This is a genomic window from Azospirillum agricola, from assembly GCF_020005195.1.
Taxonomy (GTDB): Bacteria; Pseudomonadota; Alphaproteobacteria; order Azospirillales; family Azospirillaceae; genus Azospirillum; species Azospirillum agricola.
The window spans coordinates 140,477-154,266 of the sequence record NZ_JAIFZR010000004.1; the positions used below are offsets into that span (position 1 = coordinate 140,477).

The following is a 13,790-nucleotide window of genomic DNA, read 5'->3' on the forward strand; positions in this document are numbered from 1 at the left end:
GCGGTCGGGCGGGGGCGGGACCATACGATATTTGATATCGCCAACGCCGATCTTCGTATTGGACGATTATCAAAAGGCCCCTTATCGTTCGGGGCGTCAACAAATTTTAAAAACGGGCCCCCACCGCTCGGTCGGACGGGATCCGCACAGGCTCGGGGCAGGGGAGACGGGATGACGCAGGAGGCGCGTTGCGCGTGGCCCGCCGGGGCGCTTCTGGGCGAAGGCCCGCTGTGGTCGCCGGGACAGGCCGCGGTCTATGCCGTCGACATCCGGGGCTCCCGCATCCTTCGCCTGTCGCTGGCCGATGGCGCGCGCCGGGAGTGGGCGATGGAGGACGCCGCCTGCTGGCTGGTCGAGAGCGCCGACGGCGACGGCTTCATCGCCGGTCTGCGGTCGCGCCGGGTGGTGCGCCTGCGCCTGGATGGCGACCGGCCGGCGATCGTCGGCGAACTGGCGCGGCTCGACCCCGACCGGCCGGGCAACCGGCTGAACGACGCCAAGGCCGACGCGCGGGGCCGCCTGTGGATCGGCAGCATGGACGACGCGGAGGCGGCGCCCACCGGCGCCCTGCACCGGCTCGACCCGGACGGCGCGACCGCCCGCGTGGACGAGGGCTACACCGTCGCCAACGGCCCGGCGCTATCACCCGATGGGCACACCCTGTACCACACCGACAGCGCGGCGCGGACGGTCTACGCCTTCGACGTCGGCGCCGACGGCGGGCTGACCGGCAAGCGCGTCCACATCCGCTTCGCCGAGGCGGACGGCTATCCCGACGGTATGACCGCCGACGCCGAGGGTGGGCTGTGGATCGCCCATTGGGACGGCGGGCGGGTCAGCCGCTTCCGGCCCGACGGGTCGTTCGACCGCGCCATCGCGTTGCCGGTGTCCCGCGTCACCTCCTGCGTCTTCGCCGGCCCCGGTCTCGACCGGCTGTTCATCACCACCGCCGCCCATGGCCGGCCCGACGAGCCGCTGGCCGGGGCCATCTTCGAGTGCGCGCCCGGTGTTCGCGGCCTGCCCTGCGGCCGGTTCGGGCGCGCTTCCTGACATCCTTCCGAGAGAGGACGTGATTGCCATGCCGGCGACCATCCGACCCTACCGCGGCGTCTTTCCTGTCGTGCCGACGATCTTCACCGGGACGGGGGAGCTGGACCTCGCCGGGCAGAAGCGCTGCGTCGATTTCATGATCGACGCCGGCTCCACCGGCCTGTGCATCCTCGCCAACTTCTCCGAGCAGTTCGTGCTGACCGACGACGAGCGCACGGTGCTGATGGAGACCATCCTCGGCCATGTCGTAGGGCGCGTCCCGGTCATCGTCACCACCACCCATTTCAGCACCCGGGCCTGCGCCGAGCGCAGCCGGCGCGCCCAGGATCTCGGCGCCGCCATGGTGATGGTCATGCCGCCCTATCACGGCGCCACCATCCGCGTGGCCGAGCCCGGCATCGTGGAGTTCTTCCAGCGGGTGTCCGACGCCATCGGCATCCCGATCATGATCCAGGACGCTCCCGTCAGCGGCACCGCGCTGTCCGCCCAACTGCTGGCCCGCATGGCGCGCGAGATCGCCAACGTCTCCTACTTCAAGATCGAGGTGCCGCAGGCCGCCGCCAAGCTGCGCGCGCTGATCGAGCTGGGCGGCGAGGCCATCGAGGGGCCGTGGGACGGCGAGGAGGCCATCACCCTGCTGGCCGATCTCGACGCCGGCGCCACCGGCGCCATGACCGGCGGCGGCTACCCCGACGGCATCCGCCAGATCATGGATCCCTATCTGGCCGGCGACCGCGAGGCGGCGGTGGCCGCCTACGGGCGCTGGCTGCCGCTGATCAACCACGAGAACCGGCAGACCGGCATCGCCACCGCCAAGATGCTGATGAAGGAGGGCGGCGTCATCGCGTCGGACGCGGTGCGCCATCCGATGCCCCCGCCGCACCCGGCGGCCCGCGCCGGCCTGCTCGACGCCGCCCGCCGCCTGGACCCGCTGGTCCTGCGCTGGGCGCGGTGAAAGGCGTTCCGCCCGCCTCCCTCCCGATCCAGGACGTTGCCATGACCATCACCGGCGAGATGCTGATCGGCGCGCGGCGCCACCGCGGCGGGGACGGCGATTTCCACGCCGTCGACCCGGCCACCGGCGCGGCGCTGGAGCCCGGCTTTGGCGGCGGCGGCGCGGCCGAGGTCGAGCGCGCCTGCGCGCTCGCCGGGCAAGCCTTCGACGCCTTCCGCGAGAGCGGCCTGGACCAGCGGGCGGCCTTCCTGGAGACCGTCGCCCGGAACATCCTCGACATCGGCGACGAACTGATCGCCCGCGCCATGGCCGAAAGCGGCCTGCCGCGCCCAAGGCTGGAGGGCGAGCGCGGCCGCACCGTCGGCCAGCTCCGCCTGTTCGCCCGGACCGTGCGCGAGGGAAGCTGGCTCGATGCCCGCATCGACCCGGCGCTGCCCGACCGCGCGCCGATGCCCCGCGCCGACCTGCGGCAGCGCCACATCGCCCTGGGGCCGGTCGCGGTGTTCGGCGCCTCGAACTTCCCGCTGGCCTTCTCGGTCGCCGGCGGCGACACCGCCTCGGCCTTCGCCGCCGGCTGCCCGGTGGTGGTCAAGGCGCACCCCGCCCATCCCGGCACGTCGGAGCTGGTCGGCCGCGCCATCCAGGCGGCGGTGGTGGCCTGCGGCCTGCCGGAGGGCGTGTTCTCCCTGCTGTTCGGCGCCGGCACCGCCATCGGCATGGCGCTGGTCGCCGACCCGCGCATCAAGGCGGTCGGCTTCACCGGCTCGCGCCGTGGCGGGCTGGCGCTGATGGAGGTGGCGGCCAAACGGCCGGAACCGATTCCGGTCTACGCCGAGATGAGCAGCATCAACCCGGTCTTCCTGATGCCGGCGGCGCTGGCGGCCCGCGCCGAGGCGCTGGGCGCGGAATTTGTCGCCTCGCTGACCATGGGGGCGGGGCAGTTCTGCACCAACCCCGGCATCCTGCTGGGGGTGGAGGGGCCGGACCTCGACCGCTTCGTGACGGCGGCGGTGGCGGCGCTCGGCGGCAGCGCGGCGGCGACGATGCTGACGCCGGGCATCCACGCGGCCTACGACGCCGGCGTCGCCCGGCTGGCCGGCGCGACGGCGGTGGAGACGCTGGCGCGCGGCATCGCTTGCTCCGGCCCCAACCAGGCTTGGGCGGCCCTCTTCGCCACGACGGCCCGAACGTTCCTGGCGGAGGCGGGCTTGCAGGAGGAGGTGTTCGGGGCGGCCTCGCTGCTGGTCCGCTGCCCGGACGTGGCGACGATGCGGGTGGTGGCGGAGCGGCTGGAGGGCCAATTGACCGCGACCGTGCAGATGGACGGGGCCGACGCGGCGGCGGTCGGCGCGCTGATCCCGACGCTGGAGCGCAAGGCCGGCCGCATCCTGGCGAACGGCTGGCCGACCGGGGTGGAGGTCTGCGACGCGATGGTGCATGGCGGCCCGTTCCCGGCGACGTCGGACAGCCGCTCGACCTCGGTCGGCACGCTGGCGATCCGCCGCTTCCTGCGCCCGGTCTGCTACCAGGACCTGCCCGCCGACCTGCTGCCCGAGTCCCTGCGCGACGGCAACCCGCTGGGGCTGTGGCGCCGCGTCGACGGCGTGCCGGGCCGGGAGTGACGCCTGCTTGCGGCGCCTGTCTGGCGTGGCAGGGCGGCGGTCGGAACGTCGTCCGGCCGTGCTTTTCCGTGACGCTTCCGCCCATGCCGGTTTCCGTATCGGACTGGCGGATAAACATATTGGACAGTTATGGTTTCAGACACTTAAAGTGGGTATGGCGAACAGTTTGAAATCCGGCGATTTGAGATCCGGCGGAACGCCGCGATGCCTTGTCGCGCCGGTTCGGCCTTCCCGCTCCGCAGCCTCATCCGCCCCCGTTTCCAAGAACACGACAGAACGCAGGGAGTGAAACGAATGTCCAGGAATTGGCTGACGTCCGCCGCCACCGCCGCCACCGCCATGACGGCCCTGCTCATCGGGCTGGGTTCGGTCCAGGCCGCCGACGGCAAGCTGGTGGTCGGCTTCTCGCAGATCGGCTCCGAATCCGGCTGGCGCGCCGCCGAGACCAAGACGGCCAAGGCCGAGGCCCAGAAGCGCGGAATCGATCTGAAAATCTCCGACGCCCAGCAGAAGCAGGAGAACCAGATCAAGGCGGTGCGCTCCTTCGTCGCCCAGGGCGTCGACGCCATCTTCATAGCACCGGTGGTGGCGACCGGCTGGGATGCGGTGTTGAAGGAGGCCAAGGAGGCGAAGATCCCGGTGGTCCTGCTCGACCGCCAGATCGACACCAAGGATCCGAGCCTCTACATGACCGCCGTCACCTCTGACACCGTGCACGAGGGCCGGGTGGCCGGCGAATGGCTGGCCAAGCAGACCGGCGGCAAATGCGCGGTGGTGGAGTTGCAGGGCACGGTGGGGTCATCCCCGGCGATCAACCGCAAGAAGGGCTTCGACGAGGTCGTCGCCAAGACTCCCGGCATGACGATCATCCGCACCCAGTCCGGCGACTTCACCCGCGCCAAGGGCAAGGAGGTGATGGAGAGCTTCATCAAGGCCGAGGACGGCGGCAAGAGGATCTGCGCCGTCTACGCCCACAACGACGACATGGCGGTCGGCGCCATCCAGGCGATCAAGGAGGCCGGCCTGAAGCCGGGCAAGGACATCCTGGTCGTCTCGATCGACGGCGTTCCCGACATCTTCAAGGCGATGGCGGACGGCGAGGCCAACGCGACGGTCGAACTGACCCCCAACATGGCCGGTCCGGCCTACGACGCGCTGGTCGCCTTCAAGAAGGACGGCAAGGCCCCGCCGAAATGGATCAAGACGGAGTCGGCGCTGTTCACCCCCGACACCGCCAAGGCCGAGTACGAGCGCCGCAAGGACGCCTACTGATCCGGCGCCGGGGCCTGTGCCGGACTCTGCTCCGGCACAGGCCCCGGCGCTCTTTGCCGACGCGTGGCTGGCGAGGCTCCGATGACGCCGCACCTTCCCCAACAATCCGCGCCGCTGCTGGCGATCCGCGGCCTGTCCAAGGCCTTTCTCGGCGTCCAGGCGCTCGACGGCGTCGATTTCACGCTGCGCCATGGCGAGATCCACGCGCTGCTCGGCGAGAACGGCGCCGGCAAGTCGACGCTGATCAAGACGCTGACCGGCGTCTACCGGCGCGACGCCGGCACCGTCGCGCTGGAGGGGCGGGAGATCGCGCCGCGCGGGGTGGAGGAGGCGCAGCGCCTGCACATCGGCACCGTCTACCAGGAGGTGAACCTGCTGCCCAACCTGTCGGTGGCGGAAAACCTGTTCCTGGGCCGCCAGCCGATGCGGTTCGGACTGGTCGATCGCGGGGCGATGCGGCGGCGGGCGCGGGCGGTGCTGTCCGGCTTCGGCCTGTCGGTCGACGTGACGGCGCCGCTCGGGCGGTTTTCGGTGGCGACCCAGCAGATCGTCGCCATCGCCCGCGCGGTCGACATGTCGGCCAAGGTGCTGATCCTGGACGAGCCGACCGCCAGCCTCGACGCCCAGGAGGTGGCGGTGCTGTTCGGAGTCCTGCGCGCGCTGAAGGGGCGCGGCATCGGCATCGTCTTCGTCACCCATTTCCTCGATCAGGTCTACGCGGTGTGCGACCGCATCACCGTGCTGCGCAACGGCCGGCTGGTCGGCGAGCGCCGGACGGAAGACCTGCCCCGCCTCGATCTGGTCGCCATGATGCTGGGGCGGGAGCTGGAGGAGGCGGCGCACCGGATCGCCGCCGATCCGGCCGCCGACACCGAAGCCGGCGCCGACGCCCGCCCGCCGCTGGTCCGCTTCCGCGGCTTCGGCAAGGCGCGCAGCGTCGAGCCGTTCGACCTCGACATCCGTCCGGGCGAGGTGGTCGGGCTGGCCGGTCTGCTCGGCTCCGGCCGGACGGAGACGGTCCGGCTGGTCTTCGGCATGGACCGTGCCGACCGCGGCGAGGTGGCGGTGGACGGGCGCCCCTTGCGGCTGCGCGGCCCCCGCGAGGCGATCCGGCTCGGCTTCGGCTTCTGTCCGGAGGACCGCAAGAAGGAGGGCATCGTCGGCGAACTGTCGGTGCGCGAGAACATCATCCTGGCGCTCCAGGCGCGGCAGGGCTGGTTGAAGCCGATCCCGCGCCGCCGCCAGGAGGAGATCGCCGACCGCTTCATCCGCCTGCTCGACATCCGCACGCCCGACGCCGAACGGCCGATCCAGCTCCTGTCGGGCGGCAACCAGCAGAAGGCGCTGCTGGCCCGCTGGCTGGCGACCGAGCCGCGCCTGCTGATCCTGGACGAGCCGACGCGCGGCATCGACGTCGGCGCCCATGCCGAGATCATCCGCCTGATCGAACGTCTGTGCGCCGACGGCATGGCGCTGCTGGTCGTCTCGTCCGAGCTGGAGGAGATCGTCGCCTACAGCCACCGGGTCGTGGTGCTGCGCGACCGCCGCCACGTCGCCGAACTGAGGGGAGGGGAGGTCACCGTGGACCGCATCGTGTCCGCCATCGCGTCGGAACCGGCTTCGGCGGGCCCGGAAGGGGTGCCGGCATGACCCTGCCGCTTCCCGGCCCGGCCCCCGGCCTGCACCGCACCGGCCTGTTGCGCAGCCTGCCGCAATACGGCGCGCTCGCCGCCGTGCTGCTGGCCAACTGGCTGCTGTTTCCCGACTTCTTCTCCGTCCGTCTCCAGGACGGACGGCTGTTCGGAAGCCTGATCGACGTGCTGAACCGCGGCGCCCCGGTCGCGCTGCTCGCCATCGGCATGACCATGGTCATCGCCACCCGTGGCATCGACCTGTCGGTCGGCGCCGTGATGGCGATCGCCGGCGCGGTCGCCGCCACCATGACCCAGGCCGGCTGGGGCCTCCCGGCGGTGCTGGCGGCGTCGCTTGGCGCCGGGCTGCTGTGCGGGTTGTGGAACGGGCTGCTGGTGGCGCTGCTGCGCATCCAGCCGATCATCGCCACGCTGATCCTGATGGTCGCCGGGCGCGGCCTCGCCCAGCTGATCACCGAGGGGCAGATCGTCACCTTCGTCAGCCCCGGTCTGGCGGCGATCGGCAGCGGATCCTTCCTGACCGTGCCGATGCCGGTCGTCATCACTGCCGTGCTGCTGGCCGTCACCGCGCTGTTGGTGCGGGCGACGGCGCTCGGGCTGATGATCGAGGCGGTCGGCGTCAACCGGCTGTCGAGCGCCGGGGCCGGCGTCAACACGCCGCTGGTGCTGGTCGCCGTCTATGTCTGGTGCGGTCTGTGCGCGGCGGTGGCGGGCGTCATCGTTGCCGCCGACATCCGCGGCGCCGACGTCAACAACGCCGGCCTGTGGCTGGAGCTGGACGCCATCCTGGCGGTGGTGATCGGCGGCACGTCGCTGCTCGGCGGGCGGTTCGGGCTGCTGCTGTCGGTGGTGGGGGCGGCGATCATCCAGGCGATGAACACCGGCATCCTGCTGAGCGGCTTCAAGCCGGAGTTCAACCTGATCGTCAAGGCGGCGGTCCTGCTGGCCGTGCTGCTGCTCCAGTCGCCGGCCCTGACGCTGCTGCTGCCCCGGCCGAAGGGCGCGCGTCCGCCACTGGGGCCGCCCCAGCGCGAGAGCGGGAGCGTGAAACCATGATCCACCGTTTCCTTCCCCTCATCGTCACCATCGTCGTGCTGGTGGTCGGCTTCCTGCTGTGCGCCGTGCAGTTCCCCAACTTCGCCTCGTTGCGGGTGGTGGGCAACCTGCTGACCGACAACGCCTTTCTCGGCATCACCGCGATCGGCATGACCTTCGTCATCCTGTCGGGCGGCATCGATCTGTCGGTCGGGGCGGTGATCGGCTTCACCACCGTGTTGCTGGCGGTGCTGATCGAGCAGGGCGGCTGGGATCCGCCGGCCGCCTTCGCGGCGGCGCTGCTGGCCGCCGCGCTGTTCGGGGCGGCGATGGGCGCCATCATCCATGTGTTCCGGATGCCGCCCTTCATCGTCACGCTGGCCGGCATGTTCGTCGCCCGTGGCATGGCCTTCGTCTTGACCACCGACTCCCTGCCGATCAACCACCCGCTCTACGGCGAATTGAACGATGTCGCCTGGCGGTTCGACGGCGGCGGCAAGTTGAGCCTGCCGGCGATGGTCCTGCTGGGCGTGCTGGCGCTGGCGGTGGTGCTGGCGCATTGGACCCGCTTCGGCGCCAACCTGTACGCCCTGGGCGGCAACCGGCAGTCGGCGGAGCTGATGGGGGTGCCGGTGGCGCGGACCACCGTGGCGGTCTACACCCTGTCGGGGCTGCTGGCTGGGCTGGCCGGCATCGTCTTCTCGCTCTACACCGGCGCCGGCTATTCGCTGGCGGCGACGGGGGTGGAGCTGGACACCATCACGGCGGTGGTGATCGGCGGCGCCCAGCTGACCGGCGGCTACGGCTATGTGCTGGGGACCTTTGCCGGGGTGCTGATCCAGGGGCTGATCCAGACCTACATCACCTTCGACGGCACGCTCAGCAGCTGGTGGACCAAGATCGCCATCGGCGCCCTGCTGTTCGTCTTCATCCTGCTGCAAAAGGGTCTGCTGGCGGCCTGGACCGGCCGTGGCGGCGAACTGGCGGAGGCCTGATGCCGATCAATTCCTTTCCGTTCGACGAACTGGACGGCCGGCCGGTGGAGGGCTTCACGCTCGCCGCCGGCGGGCTGGAGGCGACGGTCATCGCCCATGGCGCCCGGCTGGTCCGCTTCCTGATGCCCGATCGCGACGGCCGGCCGGCGAACGTCGTGCTCGGCTTCGACCGGCTGGCGGGCTATCTGGGCAGCGACGCCTATGTCGGGGCGACCTGCGGGCGCTACGGCAACCGGATCGGCGGGGCGGCCTTCACGCTGGACGGCGTCCGGCACCGGCTGGTCGCCAACGAGCCGCCCAACCAGCTGCATGGCGGCAGCGACGGTTTCGACCGCCGGCTGTGGGAGGCGGCGGTGGACGAGGCGGCGAACGCGGTCACCTTCACCCTGCGCTCGCCCGATGGCGACCAGGGCTATCCCGGCGCGCTGACGGCCAGCGTCCGCTACCAACTGTCCGGAGACGGCGTGTTGGACATCCGGATGGCGGCGACCACCGACCGGCCGACAATCGTCAATCTGGTCCATCACAGCTATTGGAATCTCGCCGGCCATGCGGCCGACCACGCGGTGGGCGATGTGCGCGGCCACCGGCTGGCGGTGCGCGGCGGCTTCGTCACCCCGGTTGGCTCCGACCTGATCCCGACCGGGGAGGTGCGGCCGGTGGACGGCACCCCCTTCGACCTGCGCGACGGCCCGCTGTTGGGGGATGCGCTGGCGGCGGTGGGCGGGTTCGGCTTCGACCACAACTGGTGCCTGGAAGGGCCGGCCGGGGAACTGCGCCCGGTGGCCTCGCTGGAGGATCCGGCGTCGGGCCGCCGTCTGGAGCTGTCCAGCGACCAGCCGGGCTTGCAGGTTTACACCGGCGGTTACCTCAGCGACCGCGTGGTCGGAAAAGGCGGTCGGCCCTACCGCCCCTTCGCCGGGATCGCGCTGGAGACCCAGCGCTTCCCCGGCACGCCGAGCATCGCCCATTTCCCGTCCGCCCGGCTCGATCCCGGCCAGCGGTACGGGCACCGCATGCAACTGCGGTTCCGGACCGACCTGCGGTGAGTTTTTCTTTTGTCGAACATTTCTGATGCGCGCACCTTAAGGAAGCGCGGATGGACACCATGCATTCGCGGTCTTTTCGCATGCGAACTCCTTTACTGTAACCATTTTTTGTTTTGAGTTGCGCACCTCAAAGATTTGCGATACGTTTGTTTCATGAACAATCAGCAAGACGATGGGCCTTTGACGCTTCGCGACGTGGCGGCTGCTGCGGGCGTCAGTCTTGCGACGGCCGATCGGGTGGTCAACGGCCGGCCCGGAGTCAGCGAGAAGACAGCGCGCAAGGTGAACGAGGCGGTGCAGCGCCTGGGCTTCCGCCCGCTGGCGGCGGCGGCCGAACTGGCGCGGGCGCGGTCCTGGCGCTTCGGCGTGGTGCTGCCGCGCGGGAGCAACCGCTTCATGTTGGACATCGCCGACAACATCCGCGCCCAGGCCGACTGGTTCCGCGCCCGGCGCATCGCGGTCGAGATCATCGAAACCGACGTGTTCGACGCCGACCGTCTGGCGGCCGAACTGGCCGGACTGCCCGGCCGCTTCGACGGGGTGGCGGTGGTGGCGCTCGACCACCCGCGCATTCGGGCGGCGATCGACGATCTGGTCGATGCCGGCGTGGCGGTGGTGACGCTGGTGTCGGATTCGCCGTCCTCGCGCCGCCGGCATTACGTCGGCATCGACAACATCGCCGCCGGCCGCACGGCGGGGTCGCTGGTCGGCCGCTTCCTCGGCCCCCCGCGCGGGGATGGCCCCGGCGGCTCCATCGGCATCGTCACCGGCTCCGGCAGCCTGCGCGACCATGCCGAGCGGCGTTTCGGCTTCGGGCAGGTGATGGCGGAGGAGTATCCGCACCTGACGCGGCTGGCTCCGGTGGAGGGGCGCGATGATCCGGAGCGCAACCGCGCCCTGGTCCGCCGGATGATCGCCGACATTCCCGATCTGGTCGCCATCTACAACACCGGCGAAGGATCGGTCGGCATCGGGGAAGCGCTGGCCGAGGCCGGGCTCGCCCGCCGGATCCTGTGCGTCGGGCACGAGCTGACCCCGGCGACGCGCCGGATGCTGCTGGACGGCACCTTCGCCGCGCTGGTGGCGCAGGATCCCGGGCACGAGGCGCGGTCGATGGCGCGGGTGCTGCACGCGCTGGTCAGCGGCCAGGAGATCGTCGCCGCGCAGGAGCACATCCGGGTCGAGGTCATCCTTCGGGACAATCTGCCCTGACCGGCGTCAGCCGGCGCAGACGATACCGGCGTCAGCCGGCGCAGGCGATACCGGCATCCGCCGGCACGGCACCACATCGGGAAGGTCGGCCGTCATGTTTCTGGGAATCGACATCGGCACGTCGAGCGTCAAGGCGGTGCTGACCGACGCCGACGGAGGAGTGGCGGCTGTCGCGTCGCATCCCTGCGCCGTCTCCCGTCCGCATCCGCTGTGGTCGGAGCAGGAGCCGGAGGACTGGGTCGCGGCGGCCGTCGCCGCGGTGGACGAGCTGGCGGCGCGGCTGCCGGACGCCGTCGCCGCCGTCACGGGGATCGGCTTTTCCGGTCAGATGCACGGCGCCGTGCTGCTGGGCGGGGACGGCCGGGTGCTGCGGCCGGCCATCCTGTGGAACGACGGCCGCTCCCACCGCCAGTGCGCGACGCTGGAAGCGGCGCTGCCGGCCCTGCGCGCCATCAGCGGCAACATCGCCATGCCCGGCTTCACCGCGCCCAAGCTGCTGTGGGTGGCGGAGGAGGAGCCGGAGATCTTCGCCGCCCTCGCCAAGGTCCTGCTGCCCAAGGCCTATGTCCGCTGGCGCCTGACCGGGGTGATGGTGGAGGAGATGTCGGACGCGTCCGGCACCCTGTGGCTCAACGTCGCCCGGCGCGACTGGTCCGACGATCTGCTGGCCGCCACCCGCCTGACCCGCGACCACATGCCGGATCTCGCCGAGGGCTCGGCCCCGGTCGCCCGGCTGTCCGCCGATTTCGCCCGGCGCTGGGGCATGCGCACGGCGCCGGTGGTGGCGGGCGGGGCGGGTGACTGCGCGGCGAGCGCCGTCGGGCTGGGCGCCATCGCGCCGGGCGACGCCTTCCTCAGCCTCGGAACGTCGGGGGTGGTGTGGACGACGACCGACCGCTTCCTGCCCAACCCGGCGATGGCGGTCCACGCCTTCTGCCACGCCCTGCCGGGTGTCTGGCACCAGATGGGCGTCATGCTGTCGGCGGCGGCGTCGCTGGCCTGGGCGGCGACGGCGCTGGGGGCAGGGGGGACGGGGGCCGGGGCGGGCGCCGGGGAGGTGGAACTGCTGGCCCCGCTGGGCGACGCGGTGGACGGCCCGTCGCCGGTCGCCTTCCTGCCCTATCTGTCGGGCGAGCGCACCCCCCACAACGACGCCACCGTGCGCGGCCTGTTCGCCGGGCTGGCGGCCAACACCGGGCGCGACGCGCTGGTGCAGGCGGTGCTGGAGGGTGTCGCCTTCGCCGCCCGCGACAATCTGGCGGCGCTCGGGCAGAGGCCGGAATCCATCGATCTGGCCGGCGGCGGCTCCCGCTCGCGGCTGTGGGCGCGGATCTGCGCCGACGCGCTCGGCCTGACCGTCCACCGCATCGAGGACGGCGAGGTCGGCGCCGCGCTGGGCGCCGCCCATCTCGGCCGCATGGCGGCGACCGGCGAGGATCCCGCCGCCGTCTGCCGCAAGCCCCGCCGCCTGGAATCCTTCACCCCCGATCCGGCCCGCGCCGAGGCCTACAGCCAAGCGTGGCTGCGCTGGCGCCGGCTCTACCCTCTTGCCAAGGAGTTCGCGTCTTGAGCACCGTTCCCTTCTTCGGCGACCTGTCCCCGGTGGCGTACCGCGGGCCGGACAGCCGCGACCCGCTGTCCTACCGCTGGTACGACAAGGATCGCGTGGTGATGGGCAAGCGGATGGAGGAGCATCTGCGCCTCGCCGCCTGCTACTGGCACAGCTTCTGCTGGCCGGGCGGCGATCCCTTCGGCGGCGAGACCTTCCTGCGGCCGTGGATGCGCCCAGGATTCGACCCGATGGCGGCGGCGCGCGACAAGGCCGACGTCGCCTTCGAGATGTTCCGCCTGCTCGACATCCCCTTCTTCTGCTTCCACGACCTCGACGCCGCGCCCGAAGGCGCCACGCTGGCCGAGAGCACCGACAATCTGAAGGCGATCACCGAGCTGTTCGCCGCGAAGATGGAGAGCGCCAGGGTCCGGCTGCTGTGGGGCACCGCCAACCTGTTCTCGCACCGGCGCTACATGGCGGGCGCGGCGACCAACCCCGATCCGGACGTCTTCCTCTACGCCTGCGGGCAGGTCCGCGCGGCGCTGGAGGCGACGCACGCGCTGGGCGGCGCCAACTATGTGATGTGGGGCGGGCGCGAGGGGTACGAGACGCTGCTGAACACCGATCTCGGCCGCGAGCTGGACCAGATGGGCCGCTTCCTGTCGATGGTGGTCGAGCACAAGCACAAGATCGGCTTCAAGGGCCCGATCCTGATCGAGCCGAAACCGCGCGAGCCGACCAAGCACCAGTACGACTTCGACGTCGCCACCGTCTACGGCTTCCTGGAGCGCTACGACCTGCTGGCCGACGTGCGGGTGAACATCGAGCAGAACCACGCCATTCTGGCCGGCCACAGCTTCCAGCACGAGGTGGGGCTGGCGCTGGCGCTGGGGATCTTCGGCTCGCTCGACATGAATCGCGGCGACGGGCTGCTGGGCTGGGACACCGACCAGTTCGCCAACGACGTCGGCGAGACCACGCTGGTGCTGCACGACATCCTGAAGGGCGGCGGCTTCACCACCGGCGGCCTGAATTTCGACGCCAAGATCCGGCGCCAGTCGATCGATCCGGCCGACCTGCTGCACGGCCACATCGGCGGCATCGACACCTGCGCCCGCGCCCTGCTGCAAGCCGCCGCGATGCTGGAGGACGAGGCGCTGACCGCCCCGCTCGCCGAGCGCTACGCCGGCTGGGACGGCGCGGAGGGCCGGGCCATCCTGGCCGGCGAGCGCGACCTCGCCACGCTGGCTGACCGCGCGCTCACCACCGGCGTCAATCCGCAGCCGCGCTCCGGCGGGCAGGAGCGTCTGGAGAACGTCGTCAACCGCTACGTCTGAGCCGCCGACCACCGCTCATCGACCGCCGCTCATCATCGATCGACAAGGGCCGCCGCATG

The 13,790-nt window shown here is 71.4% G+C and carries 11 protein-coding genes; all 11 read left to right on the forward strand.

Annotation, left to right across the window (positions count from 1 at the left end; all coding sequences use genetic code 11):
• Nucleotides 1-171 precede the first annotated feature (171 nt).
• The 11 genes from JN22_RS09625 to xylA all read left to right on the forward strand — a co-directional run bounded on the left by JN22_RS09625 (nucleotide 172) and on the right by xylA (nucleotide 13,731).
• Nucleotides 172-1,050: an SMP-30/gluconolactonase/LRE family protein gene (locus tag JN22_RS09625; RefSeq protein ID WP_085553730.1), complete on the forward strand. Its 879-nt coding sequence runs from the start codon at nucleotides 172-174 to the stop codon at nucleotides 1,048-1,050.
• 28 nt (nucleotides 1,051-1,078) lie between these two features.
• Nucleotides 1,079-2,005: a dihydrodipicolinate synthase family protein gene (locus JN22_RS09630; RefSeq protein WP_085553731.1), complete on the forward strand. Its 927-nt coding sequence runs from the start codon at nucleotides 1,079-1,081 to the stop codon at nucleotides 2,003-2,005.
• Nucleotides 2,006-2,046: 41 nt separating this feature from the next.
• Nucleotides 2,047-3,627, forward strand: coding sequence for an aldehyde dehydrogenase (NADP(+)) (locus tag JN22_RS09635; protein ID WP_085553732.1), 1,581 nt, complete (start codon nucleotides 2,047-2,049; stop codon nucleotides 3,625-3,627).
• A gap of 294 nt (nucleotides 3,628-3,921) precedes the next feature.
• Entirely contained in the window at nucleotides 3,922-4,899 is a 978-nt protein-coding gene (gene ytfQ, locus JN22_RS09640) for a galactofuranose ABC transporter, galactofuranose-binding protein YtfQ (RefSeq protein ID WP_085553733.1), read from the forward strand.
• Nucleotides 4,900-4,980: 81 nt separating this feature from the next.
• Nucleotides 4,981-6,549, forward strand: coding sequence for a galactofuranose ABC transporter, ATP-binding protein YtfR (gene ytfR, locus JN22_RS09645; protein WP_085553734.1), 1,569 nt, complete (start codon nucleotides 4,981-4,983; stop codon nucleotides 6,547-6,549).
• Nucleotides 6,546-7,607, forward strand: coding sequence for an ABC transporter permease (locus JN22_RS09650; RefSeq protein WP_085553735.1), 1,062 nt, complete (start codon nucleotides 6,546-6,548; stop codon nucleotides 7,605-7,607). The genes ytfR and JN22_RS09650 overlap by 4 nt, the downstream gene beginning before the upstream one ends.
• The gene (yjfF, locus tag JN22_RS09655; protein WP_085553736.1) at nucleotides 7,604-8,581 is read left to right on the forward strand and encodes a galactofuranose ABC transporter, permease protein YjfF; all 978 of its coding nucleotides are present in this window, start codon (nucleotides 7,604-7,606) and stop codon (nucleotides 8,579-8,581) included. Before JN22_RS09650 ends, yjfF begins: the two co-directional genes overlap by 4 nt.
• Nucleotides 8,581-9,630: an aldose epimerase family protein gene (locus tag JN22_RS09660; protein WP_085553737.1), complete on the forward strand. Its 1,050-nt coding sequence runs from the start codon at nucleotides 8,581-8,583 to the stop codon at nucleotides 9,628-9,630. Before yjfF ends, JN22_RS09660 begins: the two co-directional genes overlap by 1 nt.
• Before the next feature lie 153 nt (nucleotides 9,631-9,783).
• Nucleotides 9,784-10,842: a LacI family DNA-binding transcriptional regulator gene (locus JN22_RS09665; RefSeq protein WP_085553738.1), complete on the forward strand. Its 1,059-nt coding sequence runs from the start codon at nucleotides 9,784-9,786 to the stop codon at nucleotides 10,840-10,842.
• A gap of 94 nt (nucleotides 10,843-10,936) precedes the next feature.
• Nucleotides 10,937-12,412, forward strand: coding sequence for a xylulokinase (gene xylB / locus JN22_RS09670; protein WP_085553739.1), 1,476 nt, complete (start codon nucleotides 10,937-10,939; stop codon nucleotides 12,410-12,412).
• Nucleotides 12,409-13,731: a xylose isomerase gene (gene xylA, locus JN22_RS09675; protein WP_085553740.1), complete on the forward strand. Its 1,323-nt coding sequence runs from the start codon at nucleotides 12,409-12,411 to the stop codon at nucleotides 13,729-13,731. Before xylB ends, xylA begins: the two co-directional genes overlap by 4 nt.
• Nucleotides 13,732-13,790 lie beyond the last annotated feature (59 nt).